This is a genomic window from Flavobacterium faecale (assembly GCF_003076455.1).
GTDB classification, from domain to species: domain Bacteria; phylum Bacteroidota; class Bacteroidia; order Flavobacteriales; family Flavobacteriaceae; genus Flavobacterium; species Flavobacterium faecale.
Map to the genome: position 1 here is coordinate 3,324,076 of NZ_CP020918.1, position 26,721 is coordinate 3,350,796.

Consider the following 26,721-nt stretch of genomic DNA (forward strand, 5'->3'; position numbering starts at 1 on the left):
TTTATAATTCGTTTATAATTGTATCTAAATCCAAGTCATATTTAAAGCAAACGTCTTCTAATGCTTGCTTTGAGTCATAAAAATTCATTGCTAAACTTGCAAAATAGCCAACTCTTCTTAATTCATTAAGAACAAGATTTCGTTCCATATTATAAAGTTCAGCATTGTTGTCATTTAATCTTGGTATTACAACCATATCGAATATTGTTGCATAAGGCTTATCATCGTGTTTTCTTAACAAGCGACCTCTTCGCTGAATAAACTGCCTTGGGTTTCCCGTACTACTTGCAAAAATTCCAACTTCTGCTCTTGGGACATCAACACCCTCATCTAACATTTTCATAGCAAAGAGCATATCAATTTTTCCTTCGGAAAAACCTCTTAACAAATCGTTCAAATTTTGTCCATCTGCGATATAAGAATTCATTTTTAGATTAGGTAACATTTCGTGTCCAGCTACTAAAAATTTATTTAACATTCGCTCAGATGTACCATCTTCTTCATAAACATAGCCTTCTGGTATATAAGTAAAAATATATTTGAGTTTATTAATCTGTTTTAATTCGAGCAAAACATTTTTAAAACATTTAATTTTATCATTTGCTTTGTGAATGATGCTTTTCCTTTTTAAAAGTAAAATTTCAACGATTGGATCTTTTTTAAATTCACCCTTTTCAAAATCAAAAAACTTTAAAAGTTTTTTAGAAATTTCAATATATTCTTCTAACTCATCTTCGTTTAATTCAACAATTACTGGATAATACTTATAGTTGCATAGAAAATCATTTTCCATTGCTTCCTTCATTGAAAAACTATAAGTATATGGTTCTTTGTCATTGAAGAAAGTATCTATAAATTCTGTTCCTTCAGGATCATAAATTCTTTTAGGCGTTGCAGATAAACCAATTCTTTTTTTAATTAGTGATTTATTCATTGCAGCTTTTATATTTTTCGCACCCATATTATGAGCTTCATCTGCAATAAGTATAAAATCTTCCTCTACTTTTTTAAAATATTTTTGAAATTTACTTGAAGTAAAACTAGCATAGGTAGAAATTAAGATGATGTTTTTCCTTAATCCAGCATTAAAATTACTTACATAATTAGAAAACTCTTTTTCCCAATTATTTCCACCACCAATTTTAATTATATTTTGGAAATTGAAAGATAAAACTTCTTCTTCCCATTGATTAAGTAATGCTATCGAAGGAACTAGAATAACGGCATAGTAAGTATTGGTTTTTCTATATTCATTCAAAACACAATTTAATGAAGTTTTTGTTTTACCAGTTCCAGTTGCCATTCCAAAAACACCTGTAAAATCATTTTTTACCCAATTATTATATGCAATTTCTTGATATCTTCTAGGTTTAAATGGCACAGGAAATCTTGGTTCATTTACAATTTTATCTACAGTATTATTGAATTTTTCTTTTAAATAGTCATTGACTCTTTTAATTTTATGTTCTTCCTCCGAATAGACTTCATTATTTATCTCTACTAGGTCTAACTCTTCATCTAGTAGTTGTTTTTCATCAAGTGAAATAGATTTTTGTTTTATGATATTAATAAGTTTCTCTGGATTCAAATAAATAAAATCCTTTGATTCTTTTTTAAATATTTTTTCATAATCGTTAATCTCATTATTTAAGTTGGCTCTTTCAGAAGCTTCTCCCCAAGAACGCTTAATACTGAAGCTTTCTCCATTGCAAACAATGCCTTTATAAGTAAAATTACAACTGCCAATGATATTAATAATATTGTCTTGGCTGTCCCAGAACAAAGCTTCCTTGTAATGTGAAATCTCTCCGGATTTTGTGGTTACAGGAATAATATTAATTCTATTATGATCTATCAAGTATCTTAAACAATTATAAAAATGACTGACCTGTTTTTTTGTAAGTACATCGTTAAGCCGTTCTAAATCTTTAAGAATATTTTGTTCAATCGAATTATAGAATTCAGGTTCCAGAAATAATTCATTATTGATCAATTTATAATCGTTTTCGGAAACAAAGTGATTTATTATAAAATCTATCGTACCACCGTTATATATAAATTGCGCAAAACCGTAAGATAGTGTGCTTATAGAATTTGAACTAAAGTAACCTAACTTGAATTGTATCTTTTTTGAAATAGGAATTACTTCTCCAAAAAATTCAAATGGAATCATATCACTCGTAGATGATACTTTTAAAGTTATAGGAAATTTAATTGTTTTAAAATTAGTAATCAATTGGTAATATTTTATATGTTATGTAATAATTCCGATAGGCTTAAATTGAAAGCTTTTGCTATTTTTTCAATTACTACTAATGAAATATTCCTTTTACCACTTTCGATTCCAGGAATATAGGTTCTATCTAAGTCAGAAAGCTCTGCTAACTTTTCTTGAGAATAACCTTTAAGTAATCGTAATTCTTTTATACGATGTCCGAATTTTACTTTAATATCTTCCATATTACGAAGATGTGGTTTTGTAGACAATTGTACAATAGACGATTGTCTACTTTGTATATCATTAGTATTTATGCTTTGTTTAAATTTGTAATTTCTTCAAAATAATAAAACCAACTTGTTACAGTTGGTTTTGATAAAACATTCATTCAGTTTTACTTCTTCGGTGAGTTTCCTCTGTTACCGCCTGAAGGATTGCCATTGGTGCTAGGATAATTTGGATTCGAACCTCCTGTTTTTGAACTTCCTGCATTTGAACCTCCAATTCTTGGACCACTAGTGTTTGACTTACTCATAATATTTGGTATTAAATTAAATAGCACCTACTCTATTAGCTTTTCGGTTACCGCTTTTGATAATTATATACCAAATTTCAGTACAAAGGACTTGCTAAAATAATCTTGAATAATATTAACCAACTAGAAATAACGAGAAGTATTTTTAGAGTAACAAGAGCGGTTATTTTTTAAATTGTTTTACAATTGATTGGTAATTTTCGGAGACAGGAAGTTGTTTCGGTTCTAGTTTACCTACACTAGAAAAAATATCGACTTCGATAGTTTCTGTTTTTTTATCGTAGTGTTTGATGTGATTGATATTTACTCGAAAGGATTTGTGAATGGTAAGGAACTGCGATTTTAGTAAACCTTTATCCTCCATTTTAGAAAATGAAAAATCAATCAAATTTTCGGACTTTCTATGGTTAAAATGAATCTGCTTGTTATTGGATTCCGATCCACTTGCTTTGTCTGCCGTGAGGTAAACTATAGAATCTAATGCAATTTTGGTACGCTTAACTGATCCAAAATCTAGGTATACATGTTGCTGACTTGCAAAAAAATGTACTTCCATAAAAAAGCGAGACAAAGTCTTTTTGAATTCAGTTTCGGTAAACGGTTTTGTCAGATGGTCAACGCAAATGTGAAACTCTCTTTTCAAACTTTCCATTTCCTTGATGTATTGCGAGGTATTACTACTAACAAAAATAACAGGGAGTTTCAATTTATGAGCTACTTCCATTCCTGTCATGTAGGAATCTCCGAGATTTAAATCTAATACCAAAATATCTGGTTTGGTTTCAGCAACTTCCTTTAGAAAAGCTTTGGCTTCAAAACATGTAGCGACTACGTTTACAACTCCCAACTTTTGCAAGTATTCTTTATTGATTTCTAGTTGTTCAATATTATCATCAAGTAGAGCCGCCTTTAAAACATTCATATATACTTTTATTAGATATCTGATTACTTATTATAAAACTGTTATAACATCCAAACTTAGACATTTAAACGCAAATTATAAAGTGAGCAAAAACTTAATTCAATGAATTTATACAAAGACAAACTGTTTATTTGAAGTTTACTTACCGTTTTCCGCATTGAGACTAAATAAGTCCTAATCTATTTTAGAAATTAAAATTCTAATTACATTGATAAACCTAAAATAGCTGCAAAGAACCCTAACAAATCAATCAAAAAAGCAGCAAAGGATTATCATCCAATTTTCTCGCCACTAAATCCACATCATAAGGAAAAGCAAAATCTTGAACAGAAGCCTGATTCAGCCATTTTGCTTCATCTCCTGGAAGAAGGATGATCGGCATTCTTTTTTTGATATTGTGTATTTCAGCCATCAGCGGATTGGCCTGAGTGGTCACGATGGTATAGGTATTGCGTGACTCACCTGTGTGCGTATCTGTCCAGTGCGAATAGAGGCCTGCAAATGCAAAGAGTTCGTCATTTTCTACACCTATCTGATATTTTATTTTAGTATTGCCCTTAGAGTCGAGCCATTGCCATTCGTTGAAACCCGTTGCAATAACCAAACAGCGTTGGTTGATTACATTTTTGAAGGATGGTTTCTCGTCCAAGGTTTCAATTTTGGCATTGAGGGTCATTTTCTTAATTTGATCGTCTTTTGACCAATCTGGAATCAAACCCCAATTATAATGCTCAATTATATCTGGATGCTCGTTTGTAATAATGGGCGTTTTAGGAAACGTAAATCCATTTATACTATCTTGTGTAGCAAATAAACTTTCATCACGCATTTTGGCCTTAAAACGTTTTTCGATTTGTTTGGATAATTTGTTTTGAATCGTATGAAAGCACATGGAGATTATTTTTTTTGTAGGTGGAATTAATATCAAATTTAATCATTAAAATGTGATTCCAAAAATAAAAAAAGCGCCTTTATAAAATAATAAAGAGCTATTTTTCTGCCAAATAAAAAAACTTATAAATGGTGTTTTTGCTAATGAATAAATAACAAAGCTTCAAATTACTGTCGAAGCAGTAATATATAAGATGACTAGAGATAATTACTACCGCATTATTTTAATGTAAACAAAATTGTTTATATTTGTACTATGAATACATTAATAGAAAAATACAAAGGCATACACCCTGGAATAATATTGGAACGCTTACTGAACAAAAAAGCGATTTCACAACGTCCTTTTGCCCTTTCTATTGGAGAACATCCACAAACCTTAAACACTATAACAAAAGGCAAAAGAAGGCTTAATACTGCTTTAGCATTGAAAATTGAGGAGAAATTAAACTTAGAAGAAGGCTCGCTTGCTTTACTACAAACGTATTATGACATTAAAGAAGAGAAGAGCAAATCAAAACAAAGCACGCCTGATTTATCTCTTTTAAGAAAATCATTATTTTGGGATACTGATATTTCTAAAATAGATTGGCAAAAACAAAGAGAAGCGGTAATTAGACGAATATTTGAACGTGGTAATGATATCGAAAAAGAAGAAATTAAACACTTCTATAAAAGTGCCATCGTTAAAAGTACACTTGCAAAAAGTAGTCGTAAACCTTACACCATTTACAGCAATAAAGAAAACGCATAATGTTATACTACTCTACTGTAAATGATTTACTGAAAAACAGTTTATTACAATTAATGCAATCTGAAATTTTTAATGATTTTAGACTTGTAGGAGGTACTGCATTAAGTTTACAAATAGGTCACAGAGAATCTATCGATATTGATTTGTTTAGTGATGCCGACTATGGAACATTAGATTTTGGAAGCATCGAGAACTATCTAAAAGAAAATTTTAAATTTGTTGATTATTTAGATACAATTCCAGCAATGGGAAAGTCTTATTTTATTGGAGAAGACAAAGAAAATACGATAAAATTAGACCTATATTACACAGATAGTTATATACAACCTTATATCGAAGTAGACGGAGTCAGAATGGCAACTATTGAAGAAATTATTGCAATGAAAATAGATGTTGTGCAACGAGGTGGGAGAAAAAAAGACTTTTGGGATCTACATGATTTGCTTCAATTATACAATATCAGCCAAATGTTAGATTTACATGAGCAAAGATATCCTTATACTCATGACAGAGATTTAATAATTCAAAACTTCACTTCCTTCGATCAAGCTGATGAAGATTTTAATCCAATTTGTTTTAAAGGAAAATATTGGGAATTTATAAAGGAAGATTTTGAAGAAATTATTAATGAGTTTAAAAAAACATAATTTCTTTTTGATACCTTTAATATAGTTTTTCTATTAAGAAACGTACTCCTTTTGTACACCTCCACCCTCTTAATCCCTTTAAATACAAGGATTATTACTTATTGTATTGGTAAATAGTTAGCAGTCGCATTTTTCAGTTTTCAGTTTGATCAGGCATATATAACATTTGGCTGCCATGTCAGGCTATCCACTACAAGTCCGCAGTCATCACCCAAAAAACATACCCCTACAACGAGCTTCCTTCGGTCGCTGTTGTAGGGGTTGTTTTTTATGGGTTCTTCCTTTGCGGGCTTTTCGTTACTATCCTGGGCAGAGAGAGGTGGAAATTGCAATCTTACAAATCAATCACCAATTCACTTACTCCATAAGAAAACCATACGTTAAAAATTTTAAAGGTTCTTTTCTGCGGCCAATCTTCTTCGTCTGTCCAATGTCCTTCCAATTCTTCTTCGAAAATTTTTTTATAATACTTTTTAATGCATTTATCTGCATCATCAAAATCACCTTTGACTAAATACGTAGTGGCCAATTGAGCAACCTTATCCGACATTTGAAGTTCGGGAGTCAAAGCATTAGTCCAGTCGATAAATGGCTGTTTGTAGCGGATTGTAATGGCTGAACGATCAATTATATCCATAATATGTATTTGTTTTTGATTTACAGAACTTTAATTTCTCTTAAATGGAATTATAAAAATAGAACTATTACTTTTATCTAAAGCATTTTCTTTTCGTATCTACACTCGTATTTCATCAGAAGCTATTTTTAAGCCTTCAACAATTGCAATAAGAATCTGTTGAAACATGTTTTTTGTTAAATCTTGAGAATAATCAAAAGTAAGTACTAAATCTTTAATGGTTGTACTTCGTCAAAAAAAAAAGTAACATACAACTAAATCTGAAAGGGATCTTTCGTATTGCAATGCTTATTTGACTACTTTAAACATTTATCTAATTTCGTACTGCCTTACCTAACTATAAAACAAAATCTTATCTTGTCGTTATTTACTATTTAAAATTAAATCATACCAATGACCATTAAAGAATTACCTGGCTCCTATGCTATTGAAGGCAGTAATCAAGAGCAATCTGATCTTGTGACCTACACCGGAACTTTGCACCTGTCACTTGATAGTGCTAATCGAATTCTAGCACACTGGCAAATTAGCGAGGATCAAGAGCAACATGGCAGTGGATTTTTTAAGGATAATATTCTGGTAATTAATTTTTATTATCTTGGTGATAATAACCTTAAATACAAAGGAGTAGCTGTGTACCGTTGCATTACCAAAGATATACTTGAAGGTTTTTGGTCCGAAAAGCTCGGTAATCCATTGTATCTAGGCAGTGAGCGCTGTCTACGATTACATTCGACCGATTTTAAAAATTAATTGATCGATAAAGTACAATAATTAACAAATTTATTAGCACCAAAAGGAGCTACAAGGCATAAATAGGCCATTTGAAGCAAAAAATAAATGTTTTTTAACATAATTTTACTAGGCTATCGACTGTAAAACTCTATTTTTGTTACTTTATAATTAAAAAAAAAATCATGAAAGAATTAGTAGCAAAAATTAACGCTGAATTTGAGACATTTACAACTGAAACTGAATCTCTAATCGAAAAAGGAGTAAAAGCTGCTGGTGCAAGAGCACGTAAGTCAACTTTGGAAATGGAAAAAATGCTAAAAGAATTTAGAAAACTTTCTATCGAAGAGTCTAAAAAATAATTTCCCTTTTATCAAAAAGTCCTTAGTTCGCTAAGGACTTTTTTTTTATGCCTACTTTTACGTACGCACTGTACATGACATTTTTTTCTTCCTCTATCTCTCCCCTTTTCCGCTACAGTCTTTTATTTATTTTTCGAAAAATAAAATTCAGATGTAAACCCCGGCACTTTCAGATTGTAAATCCAAACTTTTGATCGTCTAATTGGCTTTTAATCTCCTAAAAACAATTGCTCATTTATAAGAAATCGCTATTTTGACTCTTAATTTTAGCCGCATTTGACAATTCTCCGCTAAATCGAGTAGTATTTTGGATTCCTCCTTTTCTTTTGTTAATTTTAAATGATTAGGAATCAGCAAAAAAAAGACTACTTTATGAAAAACTTAAATTATGGTATAATAGGTAATTGTCGCAGTGCTGCATTAATTTCAGACAAGGGCGCTATAGAATGGTGTTGCTTGCCCGAATTTGATTCGTCTTCTATATTTGCCAAAATTTTGGATACACAAATTGGCGGAAGCTTTGAAATTCACTGTACAGATGACTACTTAATTACCCAAAAATACCTCGAAAATACCAGCATTCTTGTTACTACATTTGACAATGGAGCTGACGCATTCGAAATAAACGATTTTATGCCCCGATATCGCAAGGAGAATCTTAGCTATAAGGTACCTCCAGAAATTATTCGATATTTTAGAAAAATTAAAGGTGCACCACAATTTAAGGTGCATTACGATCCTAAATTAGAATATGCTGTAGGTATAACATCCAATTATGTAAAGGAAGATCACGTATTGAGTTTGAGCGAGTCGACCAAATTTGACTCTTTGTTTTTATACAGTAATTTTGATCTTGAAGCGGTAAAAAACGCTCACAACATTACTCTTGAAGAGGATGGTTATATTTTGTTAGCTTATAATGAAAAGATCCTCAAAACTACTCTCACAAAAATTAACTTGGAATTTGAGAGAACGAAGTCGTACTGGCTTGGTTGGGCAGACAAAACGACCCATTACAAAAAATTCAATAAAGAAATTATTCGCAGTGCTATCACCTTAAAGTTGCTTAGCTATGAAAAAACGGGAGCGGTACTTGCTGCAGCAACTACTTCACTACCCGAAACTATTGGTGAAGTTCGTAACTGGGATTATCGCTTTTGTTGGATTCGTGATGCTTCTATGGTCGTAAAAGTAGTGTCTGAGCTTGGACATAAAAAAATGGCCAAAAATTACCTGCAGTTTATTGTGGATTTGATTCCGGATAAGGATGAAAAACTGCAAATCATGTACGGAATCAACAAAGAGAAAAAATTGACTGAGGAGACTCTTGATCACTTAAGCGGTTACATGGGCAGCAAGCCCGTACGTATAGGGAACGCGGCGTACTCACAACGACAAAACGACATCTATGGAATTTTAATGGATGTTATTCACCAACAATTAAGCACTTTTTCTAACGATACCGAAAACGGTGAAGAATTGTGGAACATTACCAAAGGTATTGTATGGGTGGTAGAAAAACACTGGCAAGAACCTGATAAAGGTATATGGGAATTTAGAACTGAAGAAAGACATTTTACTTTTTCGAAAGTTTTATGCTGGACAGCAATAGATCGCGCTGTAAAAGTGGCCAAAATTTTGGGTAAGAAAACACAATTGGCAAAATGGGAACCACTTGCGGCTACCATTAAACAAGATATTATGGATAATGCATGGAATGAATCGGTTCAAGCATTTACGCAATCGTACGGGTCACCAGATTTGGATGCTTCAGTTTTGCTAATGGAAAATTATGGCTTTATTGACGCCAAAGACCCTAAGTTTGTTGCTACGGTACAAGGAATTGAACGTGATTTGAGCAACGACGGACTCTTATATCGTTACAAAAACAAAGATGATTTTGGACTTCCATCTTCTTCTTTTACTATTTGTACTTTTTGGTTTATAAATAGTTTGTACAAAATTGGAGAAACTAAAAAAGCCGAGAAAATGTTCAAAAAACTATTGTCTTACAGCAACCATTTAGGTTTATTTAGTGAAGATATTGATTTTGAAACCAAAAGACTTTTAGGTAACTTCCCTCAAGCCTACTCCCATTTGGCTTTGATTGAAACGGCTATCAATCTTTCTAATATCTCAGATGATGATCAAGTGCTAGAGGCAATTAAAAACTAGAACATCATTTAATTTTAATCAAAAAAGAACCGCAATTAGCTAATTGCGGTTCTTTTTTTAAATTATTTCGAAAAAGAGTTAGATCTATTTCGATAAGCTCAATCTGATAATAGATATAGGACAAACTAGTATTTAAATGTCATCCAACAGCTTATCATATCATTATCTATACTCCCGTAACGCTGCGCAACAAATCAAGAACTTCAGAACTGTCTTTAATATAATAATTGGCTACTGTTTTCACGTTTCCAACTTTGACGGTGTATGCACTATCGGGCAATTCCTCAAACATAAATTCATCTGTCCAGTCGTCACCAATTGAAAAAATAAAGTCATATTCCGTTTCTGAAACGATTCGTGTAGCCGCGCGCCCTTTGTTGACATTGCTATTTTTAACTTCGAGTACTTTATTTCCGTCCAAAACTGATAGCGCATTGTTGGTCAGTAAACTTTTCAGTACATGCTTGAGTTCCATTGTTCTCAACGCCGCCATATGTGGATCTACTTTTCGATAGTGCCACGCAAGCGAGTACTCCTTTTCTTCAATCAAAGAGCCCGGTGTGCTATCGGTAAAGGATTCAATAACGGGGCGAATATTCTCTTTCCAACTTTTTTTCATTTGGTCCAGCATACCCCATTCTCCTCCTACTTTTCGTAACCATGCACCATGATCGGTCACCAAAGTATAAGGTTTATGGCCAAACCAACGTTCTAATGTTTCGCGATCGCGTCCGCTAATGATTGCAATTTCGGTATCTTTATTCTCATTTATCTTATCCAATAAATCGTAAAGTTCTTGAGTTGGAATCGCATCACTAGGATTGTTTTTAAACCCTGCTAATGTTCCATCGTAATCCAGTAAGAAAAGTTTTTTACCCTCTTTTTTATAATGTGTAGCAAATTTACCAATAGTTGCAGCATCCAATTTCTGCGCTACTTGAACAGGTACAATATCTTTTGCTACTTTCAAAGCTTTCAAGAATTCGCTAGCCCAACGTTCTACATCGTATCTCGAAATTCGTTTTTGCAACGCATCCAAACGGGTCTTTTGTTCATCAGCAGGCATCTCTAGAGCTTCCTTTATACTATCAGCAATTTGATCAAAATTATTTGGATTAACAATCAGTGCTTCAAGCATTTCCTTTGCCGCACCTGCCATTTCACTTAATATTAAAACTCCATCACCTTTGGTACGTGTCGCAACATATTCTTTGGCAACAAGATTCATTCCATCTCGTACAGGCGTAACCATAGCTACATCAGATGACACATAAAGATCAATCAATTCTCCGAAGGGTAACGAACGATAAAAATACCAAATGGGTGTCCAACTAATCGTTGATAAATCACCGTTTATTCGTCCAACCAATTCGTCAGTCTCTCTTTTTAGTAGTTGATATTGAGCTACATTTTCTCTTGATGGCACTGCCAACATTACCAATCGCACCTTCTCTTTATATTCTGGATATTTGTTCAAAAAATATTCGAATGATTTGATTCGGTTCGGAATCCCTTTGGTATAATCCATTCGGTCAATGGACAAAATTAATTTACTACCATCATTTGATTTATTATGAAAATCGATACTTTTCATCAAATCCGTTTTCGATTCTTCTGATGATTGATCATGTTCTAGAGCTGCATTATGATAGCGATCATAGTCTATACCCATTGGGAAAGAATCCACCTTAATAATTCTATTTGCATAAGAGATCTCATTGAAGTTGATTTCGATACCTTTAATTCTACTAACACAACTTATAAAATGTCGTGCATAATCATAGGTATGAAAACCAATCAAATCTGCCCCCAACATACCTTGCAAAAGTTCGTCACGCCATGGGCAAGTTCTAAATAATTCGTACGACGGATATGGTATATGCAGAAAAAATCCAATTGTTAAGGTTGGATTTTTGGCACGTAACATTTCTGGCAACAATAACAATTGATAATCATGTACCCAAACGGTATCACCATCATTTACCTGCTGCAAAACAACATCGGCAAACTTTTGATTGACCTCTACATAAGAATCCCAGTGCGTCAATTCAAATTCGGTATAGGCTTGAAAGTAATGAAACAGAGGCCACAAAGCAGTATTACTAAAACCATAATAGTAGTTCTCTATATCATCATTATTCAATGGAACAGCTACGCATTTTTCTTTGGCAAGAGCGGTATCAACAGCGTTTTTTTGATTTTCGTCCATTTCCTCATCTGCCAATCCAGACCATCCAACCCAAATACCATTTCCTTCAGAGTGAACCGATTTCATTCCGGTTGCTAGTCCACCAGTACTTGATTTCACTACCAGCTCGTCATCAATATATTTTAGGTCTACTGGTAATCTATTTGAAACTATTATTGTTTTATTCATCGCAATTATCTCTATATTTTAATGCTCAATTAACTTACTATCCTTTTCGAATGTGAATTCCTAATCAATTACTTGTTTGTGAACTTTCAATGATTATAAGATCACTTTCGATAAATTCTCCGATTAAGGTATTCCCCAATTCATCTTGCCACTGCGTAATTACGTTTTCACCCGCTCCAGGCTCAATATCGATTACTTTCATAATCTGTTCTCCTTCTTCTACTTGTACATTTTGTCCTAATTTAACCATTGCTTTTGTTTTTTAGATTTAGAATTTATACTTCAATTTTACAAACAACCAAAAAGGTCTTTTAACTAGTCTTTTTTTGACATCCCTAAAATAAAAAGTAGTCCTCTATTCCTTATTATATTATTTTCTACAAATCTTATAGAATTTCTTCCAAAATAGGCATTTTTAACGGTTTTAACTAGTAAATCACCCTAAAACAGTGTGAAAAGTCTTGATTATTGCGATTATTGTAATTAATATACGCGGCAAAATGTATATGTGGTAGGTAATATATAAACGTAGTATTAAAGTGGTATTTCCTAGTTTATAAGTGCTTTTTTTGAAAATTACTGAAACGTTTTGTAATTTAAAAAAGATATTTGTGGAGAGCGAAAATGAAAAGATATCGCGCTTATGTTAATGGTAATTTCTTTACTAATCAAACATAAAGTGGTTATTACTTACGAATCTGTTTCATTACTGTAGTGTGCAGTAGTAAGGACAATATTAACAATGTTTTTATTTTCGAAATAAAAAACTAACAACTTATAATACAGTTATTTGAATTGTAGCGTTTAAAATAATACTTTACTCCTCATCGTCTTCAAATTCGTCATCTATATCTTCATCAAAATCATCAAAAACATCATCAAAGTTAAAAAGTCCTTCGGCAAGATCATCCAATAAAGAAGGTGGTAATGTCCCCGGAGGATTAAAGAGTCCCCACTCAGCCCAAATATGATCTGATGCATCAAAGCCCGCAATCCATTGTACAAAGAGTCCACGAAACTCCTCTAGCTCCCTACGTATCAACAAGGCATACTCCACATCGCTAAAGTTTTCGTTAAAACGCAAACTTCCCACTTGCACATACAACGACATGGCGTGCTCACGTATGATGGCTGCATTCTGCATTTTGATACTGTATAGGTTTCCGGCTTCGGCACCTGCAATTTTAGCAGGTAAGATCATGGCGTCTGCAAGCATAAAATCTTTGGAAGCTTCTAAATAATCATCATCTTCTGGTAATATACCTACAAGGCTTTCTACCAACTGAAATAATAATTCAGCTTTCTTGTAGATGGGTAATTCGTCTATTTTTTCTCGTTTGGACATAATTCCTTTTTTAAGTTCATTAAAAGTAAGAATTATTCTAATACCTTTTACGGCAAAAAAGCTGTTTTTTAGCAGAAAACCAATTACTTAACATTGGAATAGCGCTAGTATAAAGTCAATTATAAAAAATGTAGAAGATTTATCGAATCGTACTCCATTGAGATACCATTGATTTACATAATTTTTTTTGCTCTTTCTACTCTATCCTATATATTCCATTTCAATTTTAGGAATAATGCAATAATGTTCAACTGTTTTTGTAAATTAGCCCTAACATTATAAAACCAGCACACCATATGGATCTAAACTTCAATAAAAACGAAGACCACAATAAATTATTACTTTCTGCTCTAAAGCAAAAATTTGCTAAAGTGAAACTTGGAGGTGGAGAAAAACGAATCGAAAAATTACATAGAGAAGGAAAAATGACAGCTCGAGAGCGCATTGATTACTTACTTGATGAGAAAGCAAAAGTGATCGAAATTGGCGCTTTTACTGGTGAAGGAATGTATCTCGAGCACGGAGGATGTCCATCTGGTGGGGTCGTTGTGAAGATTGGGTACATCAGAGGGAAACAATGTATTGTCGTTGCAAATGATGCTACAGTAAAGGCTGGTGCTTGGTTCCCAATTACAGGAAAGAAAAACCTACGTGCTCAAGAAATTGCCATGGAGAACAAACTTCCTATAATTTACCTAGTAGATAGTGCCGGGGTTTACCTACCGATGCAAGACGAAATTTTTCCAGATAAGGAGCATTTTGGTCGTATTTTCAGGAACAATGCTATCATGAGTAGTATGGGTATTACGCAAATATCTGCAATCATGGGTAGTTGTGTAGCTGGTGGTGCTTACCTACCTATAATGAGTGACGAAGCTATTATTGTAGACAAGACAGCCAGCATCTTTTTGGCGGGTAGTTACTTGGTCAAAGCAGCAATTGGCGAATCTATAGACAATGAAACCCTGGGAGGTGCTACTACGCATTGCGAAATCTCTGGTGTTACAGATTATAAAGCTAAAGATGATAAAGATGCACTGGACAAAATAAAAAATATAATTGATAAAATTGGTGACTATACTGTTGCTGGTTTTAATCGCATAAAGGCTGAAAAGCCTGCGATGGACGAAAACGACTTATATGGAATTCTTCCAAAAGCACGTAACGAACAATATGACATGATGGAAATCATTCATCGTTTGGTGGATAATTCTGAATTTGAAGCTTATAAAGAGGGATACGGTCAAACGATCATTACGGGATACGCTCGTATTGACGGTTGGGCAGTTGGAATTGTAGCAAACCAACGTAAAGTGGTAAAAAGTAAAAAAGGCGAAATGCAATTTGGGGGCGTAATTTACTCTGACAGTGCAGACAAAGCCACTCGTTTTATAGCGAACTGCAACCAAAAGAAGATTCCGTTGGTTTTTCTTCAAGATGTTACCGGTTTTATGGTAGGATCAAAATCTGAGCAAGGCGGTATTATTAAGGACGGTGCCAAAATGGTGAATGCCGTGAGTAACTCTGTGGTGCCAAAATTTACTGTAGTCATAGGGAATTCATACGGTGCAGGTAACTACGCTATGTGTGGGAAGGCTTTTGACCCTAGGCTTATCTTTGCTTGGCCAAGTGCAGAGCTTGCTGTTATGGGAGGTACTCAGGCTGCTAAAGTTTTGGCGCAAATTGAAGCTTCTTCTTTGAAATCGAAAGGTGAAACTATTGATGAAGCCAAAGAAAACGAACTTTTTATGAAAATAAAAGCACGCTACGATGATCAAGTTTCTCCTTATTATGCAGCAGCGCGCTTGTGGACAGATGCCATAATTGACCCACTAGATACCCGTACATGGATTTCAATGGGAATCGAAGCTGCCAACCACGCCCCTATCGAAAAACAATTTAATCTCGGCGTAATTCAGGTATAATAAACAAAGGAAGAATGGACATCGAAAAACAAAAATTTCCTATTGGATCTTTTGTGAAGCCTGAGATTATCAATGCTGAACAATTGTCCATCTGGATCGAAAGCATTGCTAGTTTTCCTGATCGTTTGAAAGCGGAAGTACAAGACCTCTCTAACGAACAACTCGATACACCTTACCGTGAAAATGGTTGGACAATTCGACAAGTGGTACATCATTGCGCAGACAGTCATTTGAATAGTTTTGCACGGTTTAAACTGGCATTGACCGAAGACAAACCATTTATAAAACCATATTTTGAAGATCGTTGGGCCGAAATGGTAGACAGTAAAAATTTCCCTATTGCAAGTTCGATAAAAATATTAGAAGGTATTCATTTGAGATGGACCGCCATTTTGAAAAATTTATCAGCTACAGACTTGACGAGAACTTTTGTTCATCCTGAGCATGGAAAATCTTTCTCTCTTGATGAAAATATTGGAGTATATGCTTGGCATTGTGATCATCACCTAGCACATATCACTACTTTGAAAATTCGTGAAGGTTGGTAATAGCTTTATTCGAATAACAGAATTATAAATAGCATTAATGAACGTAGCTTTATATTCAGTAAAAAATATTCTTTTTAAACGCTACATGAAGTGAAACAAAAAAAAAGCATTTTGATTACTCAAAATGCTTTTTTTATTTAGTAGCTATACTTTTTATAATTGTGCCAAAATCTCTTTCCTTCTAATTTTACCCGTTTCTGTAACGGCAAATTGTGGAACATAATAAATTTCTTTTGGTTTTTCATATTTATCCAAAACTGAAAATATACTCTGATCGAAATTGGTGTCTTCACCTTCTAAAACTAGTATTAACTTTTCACCTAAAGTAGGATCTGCTATACCACCTACAAAAAACTTAGTATGAACAGCATTGGCAATTTTTTCTTCAATTATTTCTGGTATCAATTTAATTCCGCCACTGTTTACCACATTATCACTTCGTCCTAAGAAAATAAATTGTTTTTCGTTTAGAATTTCTACAATATCATTTGTTACAATTTCTTCTAGAGACACGCGTGGAGCATTAATTACTAGGCAATTTTCCTCATTTTGCGAAATACTAACTCTTGGCAAAACAGTAAAAGCTTTCTCCCCCACTTTTTTGGCTGCAATATGGGTCATTGTTTCTGTCATTCCATAAGTTTCATAGACCTTTGTATTGATTTTCAACAAACTTTTTTCAAGCTCTCTTCCCATTTGGGCTCCCCCGACAATCATTTTCTTAACATTTCGTAATTCATTGATCGAATTTTGGGCTTGCATGGGTACCATGGCAACAAAATCATATACCGTTTCATTACGTGCCAGTGGTGTTGCAGTAGGCGCTACAAAATCAATTTCTAATCCAAGGATAAAACTTCTTACCAGCATCATTTTTCCAGCAATAAAGCGGGTTGGTAAACAATACAAAGCTTTATCTCCAGGGCTTAAAGCAAAGAAATCACCCGTTGCCAAAGCTGAATTCACCATTCTTTGCTTCTCTGTACGTAAGATTTTCGGTACTCCGGTTGTTCCTGAAGACTCTAGATCGATATAGGTTTTATCATCAAACCAATCCAATAAAAAATCTCCAATTGATTTTTCAAATTCATCTCCCTCTTTTACCAAAGAATAAGAAACGTGAATCAAATCTTCTCTAGTAAGGTGCACTCCATTTAACTTAAAACGATTGTGAACATTTTTGAAAGTAACATTTCTCATTGTAAATAGTTGTGTTTTATTATATAGTTAGTGTGTATTTCCTGTCAATTTTTCTTTCCAATTGGTCCATTGGTACTTACGACTAAAGATAAGTAAAAGTAGCGGGTATATGACCACGACTGGCAAAATAATATCTATTCCTGCTTCTGGTTCCGCAATATCCTTAAATATCGAGTTGGTTTGAAAGGCCGACCAATCTGAGGTAACCAACAATGCCGCAATAAGATTGTTTGCGCCATGAAAACCCAGTGCGAGCTCCATACCGTCATCCATCAAGGTAAGGATTCCCAAAAATAACCCTGTACCTATATAGTAAACCATGATCATGTTTCCCATTTTTGAAACCTCAGGATTAGCCAAGTGCATTAATCCAAAAATTAATGAGGTAAGCAACAACGGAAACCACCTATTCTTTGACAAATTAGCAAAACCTTGCATCAAATACCCTCTAAAAACGTACTCTTCCACAGTGGTTTGTATGGGTATTAAAATCGTACCAATGACCAATAACCCTAAAAACGGAATCAAATCAAATTGGAATTCATAATTGGCGGGATTTTGATAATAAGAAATCAAAGTAGTAATAACACTTATTACCGCCCATAATCCAAATGAAAAAGCTACACGACTCCAATCTACTTTTGGTCTTGCTGTAGTTACCGACATAAATGTTTGTTTGTGCAAGTACTTTACCACCAGATAAATCCCAACAATAGCAAAAACAGAAGGAATTAGAATTAAAACCAGGGTCACATTCGAATCAAAAAAATGCATTAAATCTTGATTGGTGGTTGGATAGGGCTTTTTGTTCTTAAAAACTTCGTAAAAAATAGCACCAATTAAAGGCAGTTGCCCTATGAAGGATGCCGAAATGATGGCTAGCGACCCTACAATATATTTCCAAAATTCATTCTCTATTCGAACACCTTGATTTACAAACATTAATTTATAGTTTTATTAGGACTAATATAGGATTTCAAATGCTATTTTTGCCGATTCATCTATTTTTTTTCAAAATATTAACCTAATATTTTAAAAGTAATATCCTTATATCACGTTAAAAACAAACACCTATGACACAAGTATATCATAATCCACGATGTGGAAAATCACGCAATTGTCTAGCTTTTTTAGAAGATAACGCAATTGATTTTGAAGTCATTAAGTACTTAGAAAATCCTCCTACAGAAAAGGAACTTACGGCCTTATTAGCTAAATTAAACCTAAGTCCTATGGATATTGTAAGACAAAAGGAAAAGCTTTGGATAGAAAATTTTAAAAATAAATCATTTACAACCGAAGAATTGATTACCATATTGTCGTCTAATCCTATTCTAATCGAAAGGCCGATTGTAATTAGGGATAATAAAGCAATCATCGCTAGAGATTTAGAAAAAATTAAAGATTTTATCAAATAACATTCAACTGTCGTAACTATTTTTTAAACGGACAAAATAGGACAGACTTAAAGCATGCAAAACAAAAAGCCAACTTAAAATGAAACAGCACTTAAAACACTTTTTCAGTCTACTTGTATTTTTTACATTCTTGACTGCATTCGCCCAACAAGGACCTCCACCTGCAAAAATTAAGATTACAGGTAAAGTTATTGAAAAAATATCAAATCAGTCACTAGAGTACGCAACGATCACTTTTGTCAATCCTAAAAATCCAAAAGGAATTACAGGTGGTATAACCGATCCAAAGGGAGAATTTTCTATAGATATTATTCCTGGAACTTATAACATTAAAGTAGAATTCATTTCGTTTAAAGCAATTGAAATCAAAGGTAAACTACTTCAAAAATCAACTAGTCTAGGAACTTTTTCACTAGAGGAGGATGCTGCTCAATTAAAAGAAGTCGTAATTACCACTGAAAAGTCGTCAGTTGAAATCAAATTAGACAAGAAAATTTACAACGTTGGCCAAGACATGACTGTCAAAGGTGGTACTGCAAGTGATGTTTTAAACAATGTGCCATCAGTAACCGTAGACACAGATGGAACTGTAAGTCTGCGCGGGAATGATAACGTGCGTATACTTATAGACGGACGCCCATCTAATGCGACTAATATTAGTGATGCCTTGCGCTCTATATCTTCTGATGCATTGGACAAAGTTGAAGTAATCACCAATCCATCTGCTAGGTATGATGCTGAGGGTGGTGCTGGAATTATCAACATTGTTTTGAAAAAAGGAAAAACAAATGGCGTAAATGGATCTGTGGTAGCTACTGTAGGAAATCCAAAAAACCTAGACATTTCTACCAACTTAAATTATAAAACAGACCGTTTCAACTTTTTCTCAAACTTTGGATATAATGATAGTAACTCTCCAGGAAAAACTATCACAAATACCAATTACTTAAATGAAGACGGATCGTTAAATAAGATTATCAATGAGGTTAACAACCGTAATCGTGAACGTAATGGATTCAATACTTCTTTTGGTATCGATTTATTTTTAACACCTTCGATAACTTGGACCAATGGAATAAAATATAGAAACCAAGACGGTAATAATCCAGAAGACGTAAACTTATCCAATTTTGAAGGAACAGACTTTTTTGTTCGAAATAGATACAATAGTCAATTTTCAACAGATAAAGACTTTCAGTATACCTCAAATTTTACTAAAAAATTTAAAAAGGACGGTCACAAGTTAACCTTAGATTTTTCTACTGCTTCGAGTAGAGATCAAGACGTTACAACTATTGCCGATCAAATAGTTGGAACACCTAGTAGTTTGACAAACGAGTATAACAATACCAAAGGAAAAGACATTACTAATATATTTCAAGGTGATTATGTATTGCCAATTGGTGAGAACAGTCAATTTGAAGCAGGTTATAAAGGACAATTTAAAGTTATTACAACCGATTACGAAATTGGAAAAATTGAAGATAACAACCTCTACGTACCCAATGCAAACTACAGTAATATATTAGAATACAAAGAAAAAATTAATGCAGTTTATGCTCAATTTGGTTCGAAAATAAATAAATTCTCCTATTTAGCAGGGTTAAGATATGAGGATTCTAATATTAACATCAATCTGTTGTCTTCGAACAATTTCAACACTAAGAAATATGACAATTTCTTCCCAAGTGCATTCTTGACCTACCAATTGACAGAGCACAATAGTATTTCTCTTAATTATAGTAAAAGAATCAATAGACCAAGTTCACGTTTTATTAATCCTGCATCACGATATTCGAGTAATGTAAACATTTTTCAAGGAAACTCTGATTTAAATCCATCATTTACGGATGTTTATGAGCTAGGTTATTTGACGAAAATTGGAAAAGCAACTTTGACATCGTCTATCTACTATAATAAAAGTAACTCGGTATTCCAATTCATTCGTAGACCAAATGGGGATACGGTAGAATCTGTGGTTGATGGTCAAACAGTGATTACACCAGTAATTCTAACCACGCCAATTAACTTAGCCGATGAAGATCGATATGGATTTGAATTCAATTTGAATTATTCACCTTTTAAATGGTGGAAGTTAAACAACAACTTGAACTTGTTTAGCAGTAAAGTAAGTGGTTTTTATAGTTATACCGATATTAATAATGTTGTAGTGGATCAAAATTTTGATCAAAGTACTTTGGGTTGGTTTACGCGATTAACGTCAAAGGTTTCTTTACCGTATAAAATTGATTGGCAAACAAACGGAATGTATTTTGCACCTCAAAAAAGCATTCAAGGTAAATATTTAAGCATGACCATAGTTAACCTTGCTTTTAGTAAAGATGTTTTAAAAGAGAAAGCAACGGTTTCTCTAACAGTAAATGATCTTTTTAACAGTGGTAAAAGAAGGTTTGAAACTAATATACCTGGTCAAATCGATTCCTTTACTTCGATGCAGTTTAGAGTAAGACAGATCAATCTTTCGTTTACCTATCGTTTCAACAAGAAAAAAGGCGAAGGTGAAAAACCAGGCAAACCGCAAGGGAATGATAATGAAGGCGGCGATTTCGCTGGATAAAATTTTAAAAGCCACTAGGAAACGATTTTCTTAGTGGCTTTTATATTCAATAGAAATTTATAAATAAGGCATAAAAAAAGGACTCGCTTGCGAGTCCTTTATACTTCAAATCAATTTAAAATTAAAGTGATTCTTGTTTCTTTGCTTTCTTTTCTTTGTACAATTCATATAATGCACCGCCAATCCAATATTGAACGATACCTACAAGAAAGAACATTAACCAAAAACCTATAGTTAATACGGTTAAGAAAAGTAAAAAGCCTAAATACTGTGAAAATTCAAACATGTTTTCCGGAATTTTTGAATGTAGCCACAAATATAGGACTTATATCTTTTGTTGACAATAAAAAAACAAATCAATTTACATAAAAAATACATTTTTGTACCTTTATAATATCAAAAGTCATTTTTATAGAAAAATCAATAGATAGAGTTATGAAATTTAGAATAGAAAAAGACACACTTGGAGAGGTTTCCGTACCTGTAGATGCCTATTGGGGTGCCCAAACAGAACGTTCAAAAACAAATTTTAAAATCGGTCCAGCGGCTTCAATGCCCAAAGAGATCATCACGGGTTTTGCTTATTTAAAAAAAGCAGCGGCTTACACAAATTACGATTTAGGAGTGCTTGCCATAGAAAAGCGAGATGCCATTGCAAAAGTTTGCGACGAAATAATAAATGGAGGTCTTGCCGATCAGTTTCCTCTAGTAATTTGGCAAACAGGATCAGGAACACAAAGTAATATGAACCTAAATGAGGTAATTGCTAATCGTGCACAAGTAAATCAGGGGTTGAAAATTGGTGAAGATGCCCCTTTTATCAAAGCAAATGACGATGTTAACAAATCGCAATCCTCCAATGACACCTTCCCTACTGCTATGCATATTGCTGCAAAAACCAGTATTATGCAACAAACGATTCCTGCACTTGAAAAACTGAGAGATAGCCTTGAACAAAAATCTATGGCTTTTAAAGATGTAGTAAAAATTGGTCGTACACATCTAATGGATGCCACACCACTCACCTTAGGACAGGAGTTTTCGGGTTATGTATCACAGCTTAATCACGGTATCAAAGCGCTTAAAAATACACTTCCGCATTTGTCTGAAATAGCTTTGGGCGGAACTGCGGTAGGAACTGGACTCAATACGCCAGCGGGCTATTCAGAATTGGTAGCTCGCTATATTTCTGATTTTACCGGACTTGAATTTGTAACTGCTGAAAATAAATTTGAAGCCCTGGCCGCACATGATGCAATGGTAGAGTCGCATGGAGCACTTAAACAACTCGCCGTATCTTTGAACAAAATTGCAAATGATATTAGAATGTTAGCCTCTGGACCACGATCTGGAATTGGCGAAATTATTTTACCCGAAAATGAGCCTGGTTCTTCGATTATGCCTGGGAAAGTTAATCCCACGCAATGCGAAGCGGTAACAATGGTTTGCGCGCAGGTAATAGGTAATGATGTGGCAATAACGGTTGGAGGTATGCAAGGCCAATATGAGCTCAATGTTTTTAAGCCCATGATTGCGTACAACTTTTTACAATCTGCAGAACTACTTGCAGACGCTTGCCATTCGTTTACTATTCATTGTGTAGATGGCATTGTACCCAATTACGATCGCATAACCGAATTGCTCAATAACTCATTAATGCTAGTTACGGCCTTAAATACAAAAATAGGCTATTATAAGGCGGCCGAAATTGCGCAAACCGCACACAAAAACGGAACAACTTTAAAACAAGAAGCCGTGAGATTGGGTTATCTCACAGCAGAAGAATTTGATCTTTGGGTTAAACCCGAAGATATGGTCTAGAAAATAATCACGGATAAAACCTTTTTATCCGTGAATTGTTTCTCCTTTTCCGTACTTGGATATTACCGCTTCTTCAAAAGCTAGCCATTCTCTCCAACGTTTTTCAACGTCAATTCCTTTTCCATACTTACGGGCGTAGGTGATAAAAGTGGTATAATGTCCCGCTTCACTTTCCATTAACTCTCTATAAAAAACAGACAATTCTTCGTCTTTGATATTTTCAGATAATACTTTGAATCGTTCACAACTACGCGCTTCAATCATGGCTGAGAATAACAATCTTTCGACCAAACCAGAAACTCTGCTCCCATCATTCGATTTTTTCATGTACAGGTACAACTCATTCACATAATCATCTTTGCGCTCGCGACCCAATTTCAAGCCACGCTTGATGATGATATTGTGGACCATATCAAAATGCTCAATTTCTTCTTTAGCCAAAGCCAATAAATCTTTTACCAAATCTTGGTGCTCAGAGTTATGAGTGATGATCGTGATTGCATTGGTAGCGGCTTTCTGTTCGCACCAAGCATGGTCAGTCAAAATCTCTTCTATATTTTTTTCTACAATATTTACCCATCTAGGGTCTGTAGGTAATTGTAATCGTAATACGCCCATGACAAATTTTGTTTAAGGTTTAAAAAGTTTAAAAGGTTTAAGGTAGTTTAATATTGTTTATAGTTTAAGCCTAGTTTAAAGCTAAAAAAGTTTAAAGTTTCGAGTCGTCACTGACAACTGCGAAACTTTAAACTTTAAATAATTCGTTAAATATTTAAACACTTCAACTATAGAAATTTTAGTAAACGAAGATTGCTCTTTCGCTCATCATATCATTTACTTCGTCAGCAACAGCTTCAATAACTGCTTCATCAGTATGGTTGGTAAGTACTCTGTCGATCAATTCAACAATAGTTTCCATATCTGCTTCAACAAGTCCACGAGTGGTGATTGCAGCAGTACCAACACGAATACCAGAAGTAACAAATGGAGATTTGTCATCAAAAGGAACCATATTTTTATTTACAGTGATCTCAGCTTTTACCAAAGCATTTTCAGCATCTTTTCCTGAAATACCTTTGTTTCTAAGGTCAATCAACATCATGTGATTGTCTGTACCTCCTGAGATGATGTCATATCCTCTTTTTACAAAAGCATCAGCCATAGCGTTTGCATTTTTTTGTAATTGACGAGCATAAGTAAAGAATTCATCTTGCAAAGCTTCACCAAAAGCAACTGCTTTTGCAGCAATAATGTGCATTAATGGTCCACCTTGATTTCCAGGGAATACTGCTAAATCTAGTAATGAAGACATCATTCTGATTTCACCTTTTGGAGTTTTCAATCCCCATGGGTTTTCAAAATCTTTCCCCATCAAGATCAATCCACCTCTAGGTCCACGCAATGTTTTGTGTGTTGTAGTAGTAACAATATGACAATGAGGAATTGGGTCATTCATCAATCCTTTTGCAATTAAACCTGCAGGGTGAGATATATCTGCCATCAAAATAGCACCAACGCTATCAGCAATTACTCTGAAACGCTCAAAATCCATATCACGAGAGTAAGCCGAAGCACCTGCAATAATTAATTTTGGTTGCTCTTTTGTAGCAATTTCTTGAATTTTATCATAGTTTAAACGACCTGTTTCTTTTTCAACACCATAAAAAGTTGGGTTGTAAACACGTCCTGAAAAGTTAACTGGAGAACCGTGAGTTAAGTGACCACCGTGAGATAAGTCAAATCCTAAGATTTTATCTCCTGGTTGCAAACAAGCATGAAATACTGATGCATTTGCTTGAGAACCTGAGTGCGGTTGCACGTTTGCGTATACAGCACCAAATAATTCTTTCGCTCTGTCAATGGCAATTTGCTCTACGATATCAACAACTTCACAACCACCATAATATCTTTTTCCTGGATACCCTTCGGCATATTTATTTGTTAAAGCTGAACCAGCAGCTTCCATTACTTCGTCACTTACAAAGTTCTCAGATGCAATAAGTTCTAATCCGTGTACTTGTCTGTCTTGTTCTTCAATAATAAGGTCAAAAATTTGTTTGTCGCGTTGCATTTTTATCAATTTAGTTAATTTACCGCAAAAATACAAAAAAACGTTTGTTCAGTAGCTAGATTATGATATATTTGATATAAAAAATTTCAACAATAAACATTCTTATATATGCCTATATCTGCTAACGATACCAAAAGAAAATCTTGGCTGACAGTTCACGAAAACAGCGACTTTCCAATTCAAAACATTCCTTTCGGGGTTTTTCTTACCAAAGAAAACGTCGTTACTGTAGGAACTCGAATTGGAGACTATGCTATAGATTTGGGGGCTTTGCAACAAATGAATTATTTCTCTGGTATCGAATTGACCGATGATATGTTCATGCAAGATACTTTAAACGACTTTATTTCTGACGGAAAGAAAACATGGAGGCTGGTTCGAAATCGAATCGCGGATATTTTTGACGAAAATAATCCAAAGCTGAAAGACAATGACAAGCACAAAGACATTGTAATCTTCAATATAACAGATGTAGAAATGCAATTGCCTGTACTAATAGGTGATTATACCGATTTTTATTCTAGTAAAGAACATGCTACCAACATGGGGAAAATGTATCGTGATGAAACAAACGCCTTATTACCAAACTGGTCGCATATCCCTGTAGGCTACCATGGTAGAAGCTCTACCATAATACCTTCGGGAATTCCAGTGCACCGTCCTTTGGGGCAGAGTTTGCCATCAGGTGAGACTACTCCAGCAATAGGCCCTTCACGTTCAGTTGATTTTGAACTTGAAACGGCATTTATTACTACAGATGCGAATATAATGGGTGAAATGATTCCGATTAGCGAAGCCGAAGACTATATTTTTGGTATGGTGATGATGAATGACTGGACTTCTAGAGACATCCTAAAATGGGAGTACATGCCATTAGGACCCTTTTTATCGAAAAATTTCGCAACCTCTATTTCGCCTTGGATTGTGACCATGGATGCCTTAGAGCCATTTAAAGTTCCTGGACCAAAACAATTTCCGAGTCCACTTCCCTATTTGCAACAAAAAGGTAAACACTCTTTTGATATTCATTTGGATGTGGCCATTCAGCCAGAAAATGGTAAAGCAAACGTGGTGAGTCAAACCAATTTCAAACATTTGTATTGGACTATGAACCAACAACTTGTACACCATGCATCAAGTGGTTGCAGAATCAATTCGGGAGATATGATGGGTTCTGGAGCAATTTCTGGACCTACAAAAGAGAACTACGCTTCGATGCTTGAATTGACTTGGGGTGGTAAAAACCCAATAAAATTATCTGATGGTACCGAACGAAAATTTATAAATGACTACGATACTGTAATCATGACAGGACATTGTAAAAACAGTCAAGTTCGAATTGGTTTTGGTGAAATTTCAAGTAAATTATTACCTCCATTCGTTAGAAAATAATAGCTTTTAAAGCTAGATAAAAATCGGATTTTGTTGAGAAGCTTTTAGAAAAGTCAATTCAGCAAAATCCGATTTTTTTTTATCTAAAATATTCCTGCTGGAACACCAATCGATTACAGATTGCTTTCCACCTTTGCACTTTCAGGCTTGCGTCAAAATAATCCTCCCTAAGC

At 34.2% G+C, this 26,721-nt stretch carries 25 protein-coding genes; 11 read left to right on the forward strand and 14 right to left on the reverse strand.

The window, feature by feature from the left end; translation table 11 throughout:
• Window position 1: 1 nt before the first annotated feature.
• From FFWV33_RS14195 to FFWV33_RS14210, 5 genes are all read right to left on the reverse strand, one after another.
• Window positions 2-2,236, reverse strand: a complete 2,235-nt coding sequence (locus tag FFWV33_RS14195) for a DEAD/DEAH box helicase family protein (protein WP_159086031.1) — start codon at window positions 2,234-2,236, stop codon at window positions 2-4.
• An 11-nt stretch (window positions 2,237-2,247) separates the two neighbouring features.
• Complete coding sequence (locus tag FFWV33_RS14200) at window positions 2,248-2,460, reverse strand: helix-turn-helix domain-containing protein (protein WP_108741517.1); 213 nt, start codon at window positions 2,458-2,460, stop codon at window positions 2,248-2,250.
• A gap of 152 nt (window positions 2,461-2,612) precedes the next feature.
• Window positions 2,613-2,753 (reverse strand): hypothetical protein, encoded by a 141-nt coding sequence (locus FFWV33_RS19325; protein WP_159086032.1) that lies wholly within the window; start codon window positions 2,751-2,753, stop codon window positions 2,613-2,615.
• A 163-nt stretch (window positions 2,754-2,916) separates the two neighbouring features.
• On the reverse strand, window positions 2,917-3,675 hold the full coding sequence (locus FFWV33_RS14205) for a LytR/AlgR family response regulator transcription factor (protein WP_108741518.1): 759 nt from the start codon (window positions 3,673-3,675) through the stop codon (window positions 2,917-2,919).
• Window positions 3,676-3,925: 250 nt separating this feature from the next.
• Window positions 3,926-4,567, reverse strand: coding sequence for an SOS response-associated peptidase (locus FFWV33_RS14210; protein ID WP_108741519.1), 642 nt, complete (start codon window positions 4,565-4,567; stop codon window positions 3,926-3,928).
• Window positions 4,568-4,822: 255 nt separating this feature from the next.
• Between FFWV33_RS14210 and FFWV33_RS14215 the strand changes: the two genes are divergently transcribed.
• Together FFWV33_RS14215 and FFWV33_RS14220 are read left to right on the forward strand one after the other, a co-directional pair.
• On the forward strand, window positions 4,823-5,320 hold the full coding sequence (locus FFWV33_RS14215) for a helix-turn-helix transcriptional regulator (protein ID WP_108741520.1): 498 nt from the start codon (window positions 4,823-4,825) through the stop codon (window positions 5,318-5,320).
• Entirely contained in the window at window positions 5,320-5,967 is a 648-nt protein-coding gene (locus FFWV33_RS14220; RefSeq protein ID WP_108741521.1) for a nucleotidyl transferase AbiEii/AbiGii toxin family protein, read from the forward strand. Before FFWV33_RS14215 ends, FFWV33_RS14220 begins: the two co-directional genes overlap by 1 nt.
• A gap of 334 nt (window positions 5,968-6,301) precedes the next feature.
• Here FFWV33_RS14220 and FFWV33_RS14230 read toward each other — a convergent pair whose 3' ends face one another.
• A complete protein-coding gene (locus tag FFWV33_RS14230) occupies window positions 6,302-6,604 on the reverse strand; it encodes a hypothetical protein (RefSeq protein ID WP_108741523.1) in 303 nt (100 codons plus the stop codon).
• A gap of 393 nt (window positions 6,605-6,997) precedes the next feature.
• Between FFWV33_RS14230 and FFWV33_RS14235 the strand changes: the two genes are divergently transcribed.
• From FFWV33_RS14235 to FFWV33_RS14245, 3 genes are all read left to right on the forward strand, one after another.
• Window positions 6,998-7,357 carry a hypothetical protein gene (locus FFWV33_RS14235; protein ID WP_108741524.1) on the forward strand — a complete coding sequence of 120 codons (360 nt, stop codon included), beginning with the start codon at window positions 6,998-7,000 and terminating at the stop codon, window positions 7,355-7,357.
• Window positions 7,358-7,521: 164 nt separating this feature from the next.
• The gene (locus tag FFWV33_RS14240; protein WP_108741525.1) at window positions 7,522-7,698 is read left to right on the forward strand and encodes a histone H1; all 177 of its coding nucleotides are present in this window, start codon (window positions 7,522-7,524) and stop codon (window positions 7,696-7,698) included.
• Window positions 7,699-8,070: 372 nt separating this feature from the next.
• Window positions 8,071-9,873 (forward strand): glycoside hydrolase family 15 protein, encoded by a 1,803-nt coding sequence (locus FFWV33_RS14245; RefSeq protein WP_108742564.1) that lies wholly within the window; start codon window positions 8,071-8,073, stop codon window positions 9,871-9,873.
• A 166-nt stretch (window positions 9,874-10,039) separates the two neighbouring features.
• Here the strand turns inward: FFWV33_RS14245 and FFWV33_RS14250 are convergent, their stop codons facing one another.
• The 3 genes from FFWV33_RS14250 to FFWV33_RS14260 form a co-directional block, all read right to left on the reverse strand.
• Entirely contained in the window at window positions 10,040-12,250 is a 2,211-nt protein-coding gene (locus tag FFWV33_RS14250) for a bifunctional alpha,alpha-trehalose-phosphate synthase (UDP-forming)/trehalose-phosphatase (protein WP_108741526.1), read from the reverse strand.
• A gap of 64 nt (window positions 12,251-12,314) precedes the next feature.
• Complete coding sequence (locus FFWV33_RS14255; RefSeq protein ID WP_108741527.1) at window positions 12,315-12,500, reverse strand: hypothetical protein; 186 nt, start codon at window positions 12,498-12,500, stop codon at window positions 12,315-12,317.
• A gap of 567 nt (window positions 12,501-13,067) precedes the next feature.
• Window positions 13,068-13,595, reverse strand: a complete 528-nt coding sequence (locus FFWV33_RS14260; RefSeq protein WP_108741528.1) for a hypothetical protein — start codon at window positions 13,593-13,595, stop codon at window positions 13,068-13,070.
• A 296-nt stretch (window positions 13,596-13,891) separates the two neighbouring features.
• Here FFWV33_RS14260 and FFWV33_RS14265 point away from each other — a divergent pair, with 296 nt between their 5' ends.
• Window positions 13,892-15,520 (forward strand): acyl-CoA carboxylase subunit beta, encoded by a 1,629-nt coding sequence (locus tag FFWV33_RS14265; protein WP_108741529.1) that lies wholly within the window; start codon window positions 13,892-13,894, stop codon window positions 15,518-15,520.
• Between the two features lie 14 nt (window positions 15,521-15,534).
• Window positions 15,535-16,068, forward strand: coding sequence for a YfiT family bacillithiol transferase (locus tag FFWV33_RS14270; protein ID WP_108741530.1), 534 nt, complete (start codon window positions 15,535-15,537; stop codon window positions 16,066-16,068).
• A 153-nt stretch (window positions 16,069-16,221) separates the two neighbouring features.
• Here the strand turns inward: FFWV33_RS14270 and FFWV33_RS14275 are convergent, their stop codons facing one another.
• Window positions 16,222-17,268: an AMP-binding protein gene (locus tag FFWV33_RS14275; RefSeq protein ID WP_108741531.1), complete on the reverse strand. Its 1,047-nt coding sequence runs from the start codon at window positions 17,266-17,268 to the stop codon at window positions 16,222-16,224.
• 27 nt (window positions 17,269-17,295) lie between these two features.
• The gene (locus tag FFWV33_RS14280) at window positions 17,296-18,210 is read right to left on the reverse strand and encodes a CPBP family intramembrane glutamic endopeptidase (RefSeq protein WP_108741532.1); all 915 of its coding nucleotides are present in this window, start codon (window positions 18,208-18,210) and stop codon (window positions 17,296-17,298) included.
• Between the two features lie 131 nt (window positions 18,211-18,341).
• On the opposite strand from FFWV33_RS14280, the gene arsC reads away from it, so the two are divergent.
• Both arsC and FFWV33_RS14290 read left to right on the forward strand, forming a co-directional pair.
• Window positions 18,342-18,686 carry an arsenate reductase (glutaredoxin) gene (gene arsC / locus FFWV33_RS14285; RefSeq protein WP_108741533.1) on the forward strand — a complete coding sequence of 115 codons (345 nt, stop codon included), beginning with the start codon at window positions 18,342-18,344 and terminating at the stop codon, window positions 18,684-18,686.
• A gap of 79 nt (window positions 18,687-18,765) precedes the next feature.
• Window positions 18,766-21,264 (forward strand): TonB-dependent receptor, encoded by a 2,499-nt coding sequence (locus FFWV33_RS14290; protein ID WP_108741534.1) that lies wholly within the window; start codon window positions 18,766-18,768, stop codon window positions 21,262-21,264.
• A gap of 121 nt (window positions 21,265-21,385) precedes the next feature.
• On the opposite strand, the gene FFWV33_RS14295 is transcribed toward FFWV33_RS14290, so the two are convergent.
• Window positions 21,386-21,550: a hypothetical protein gene (locus tag FFWV33_RS14295; protein WP_108741535.1), complete on the reverse strand. Its 165-nt coding sequence runs from the start codon at window positions 21,548-21,550 to the stop codon at window positions 21,386-21,388.
• Window positions 21,551-21,699: 149 nt separating this feature from the next.
• Between FFWV33_RS14295 and fumC the strand changes: the two genes are divergently transcribed.
• Window positions 21,700-23,085, forward strand: coding sequence for a class II fumarate hydratase (fumC, locus tag FFWV33_RS14300; protein WP_108741536.1), 1,386 nt, complete (start codon window positions 21,700-21,702; stop codon window positions 23,083-23,085).
• Window positions 23,086-23,109: 24 nt separating this feature from the next.
• Here fumC and FFWV33_RS14305 read toward each other — a convergent pair whose 3' ends face one another.
• Together FFWV33_RS14305 and glyA are read right to left on the reverse strand one after the other, a co-directional pair.
• On the reverse strand, window positions 23,110-23,703 hold the full coding sequence (locus FFWV33_RS14305) for a MiaE family protein (protein WP_108741537.1): 594 nt from the start codon (window positions 23,701-23,703) through the stop codon (window positions 23,110-23,112).
• Window positions 23,704-23,881: 178 nt separating this feature from the next.
• Window positions 23,882-25,156 carry a serine hydroxymethyltransferase gene (glyA, locus tag FFWV33_RS14310; RefSeq protein WP_108741538.1) on the reverse strand — a complete coding sequence of 425 codons (1,275 nt, stop codon included), beginning with the start codon at window positions 25,154-25,156 and terminating at the stop codon, window positions 23,882-23,884.
• A 108-nt stretch (window positions 25,157-25,264) separates the two neighbouring features.
• Here glyA and fahA point away from each other — a divergent pair, with 108 nt between their 5' ends.
• A complete protein-coding gene (fahA, locus tag FFWV33_RS14315) occupies window positions 25,265-26,548 on the forward strand; it encodes a fumarylacetoacetase (RefSeq protein WP_108741539.1) in 1,284 nt (427 codons plus the stop codon).
• Window positions 26,549-26,721 lie beyond the last annotated feature (173 nt).

What these genes read in the sequence shown, in the direction of transcription:
- FFWV33_RS14200 (WP_108741517.1), bottom strand. Translation starts at nt 2,460, where the DNA reads ATGGAAGATATTAAAGTAAAATTCGGACATCGTATAAAAGAATTACGA.
- FFWV33_RS19325 (WP_159086032.1), bottom strand. Translation starts at nt 2,753, where the DNA reads ATGAGTAAGTCAAACACTAGTGGTCCAAGAATTGGAGGTTCAAATGCA.
- FFWV33_RS14205 (WP_108741518.1), bottom strand. Translation starts at nt 3,675, where the DNA reads ATGAATGTTTTAAAGGCGGCTCTACTTGATGATAATATTGAACAACTA.
- FFWV33_RS14210 (WP_108741519.1), bottom strand. Translation starts at nt 4,567, where the DNA reads ATGTGCTTTCATACGATTCAAAACAAATTATCCAAACAAATCGAAAAA.
- FFWV33_RS14215 (WP_108741520.1), top strand. Translation starts at nt 4,823, where the DNA reads ATGAATACATTAATAGAAAAATACAAAGGCATACACCCTGGAATAATA.
- FFWV33_RS14220 (WP_108741521.1), top strand. Translation starts at nt 5,320, where the DNA reads ATGTTATACTACTCTACTGTAAATGATTTACTGAAAAACAGTTTATTA.
- FFWV33_RS14230 (WP_108741523.1), bottom strand. Translation starts at nt 6,604, where the DNA reads ATGGATATAATTGATCGTTCAGCCATTACAATCCGCTACAAACAGCCA.
- FFWV33_RS14235 (WP_108741524.1), top strand. Translation starts at nt 6,998, where the DNA reads ATGACCATTAAAGAATTACCTGGCTCCTATGCTATTGAAGGCAGTAAT.
- FFWV33_RS14240 (WP_108741525.1), top strand. Translation starts at nt 7,522, where the DNA reads ATGAAAGAATTAGTAGCAAAAATTAACGCTGAATTTGAGACATTTACA.
- FFWV33_RS14245 (WP_108742564.1), top strand. Translation starts at nt 8,071, where the DNA reads ATGAAAAACTTAAATTATGGTATAATAGGTAATTGTCGCAGTGCTGCA.
- FFWV33_RS14250 (WP_108741526.1), bottom strand. Translation starts at nt 12,250, where the DNA reads ATGAATAAAACAATAATAGTTTCAAATAGATTACCAGTAGACCTAAAA.
- FFWV33_RS14255 (WP_108741527.1), bottom strand. Translation starts at nt 12,500, where the DNA reads ATGGTTAAATTAGGACAAAATGTACAAGTAGAAGAAGGAGAACAGATT.
- FFWV33_RS14260 (WP_108741528.1), bottom strand. Translation starts at nt 13,595, where the DNA reads ATGTCCAAACGAGAAAAAATAGACGAATTACCCATCTACAAGAAAGCT.
- FFWV33_RS14265 (WP_108741529.1), top strand. Translation starts at nt 13,892, where the DNA reads ATGGATCTAAACTTCAATAAAAACGAAGACCACAATAAATTATTACTT.
- FFWV33_RS14270 (WP_108741530.1), top strand. Translation starts at nt 15,535, where the DNA reads ATGGACATCGAAAAACAAAAATTTCCTATTGGATCTTTTGTGAAGCCT.
- FFWV33_RS14275 (WP_108741531.1), bottom strand. Translation starts at nt 17,268, where the DNA reads ATGAGAAATGTTACTTTCAAAAATGTTCACAATCGTTTTAAGTTAAAT.
- FFWV33_RS14280 (WP_108741532.1), bottom strand. Translation starts at nt 18,210, where the DNA reads ATGTTTGTAAATCAAGGTGTTCGAATAGAGAATGAATTTTGGAAATAT.
- arsC (WP_108741533.1), top strand. Translation starts at nt 18,342, where the DNA reads ATGACACAAGTATATCATAATCCACGATGTGGAAAATCACGCAATTGT.
- FFWV33_RS14290 (WP_108741534.1), top strand. Translation starts at nt 18,766, where the DNA reads ATGAAACAGCACTTAAAACACTTTTTCAGTCTACTTGTATTTTTTACA.
- FFWV33_RS14295 (WP_108741535.1), bottom strand. Translation starts at nt 21,550, where the DNA reads ATGTTTGAATTTTCACAGTATTTAGGCTTTTTACTTTTCTTAACCGTA.
- fumC (WP_108741536.1), top strand. Translation starts at nt 21,700, where the DNA reads ATGAAATTTAGAATAGAAAAAGACACACTTGGAGAGGTTTCCGTACCT.
- FFWV33_RS14305 (WP_108741537.1), bottom strand. Translation starts at nt 23,703, where the DNA reads ATGGGCGTATTACGATTACAATTACCTACAGACCCTAGATGGGTAAAT.
- glyA (WP_108741538.1), bottom strand. Translation starts at nt 25,156, where the DNA reads ATGCAACGCGACAAACAAATTTTTGACCTTATTATTGAAGAACAAGAC.
- fahA (WP_108741539.1), top strand. Translation starts at nt 25,265, where the DNA reads ATGCCTATATCTGCTAACGATACCAAAAGAAAATCTTGGCTGACAGTT.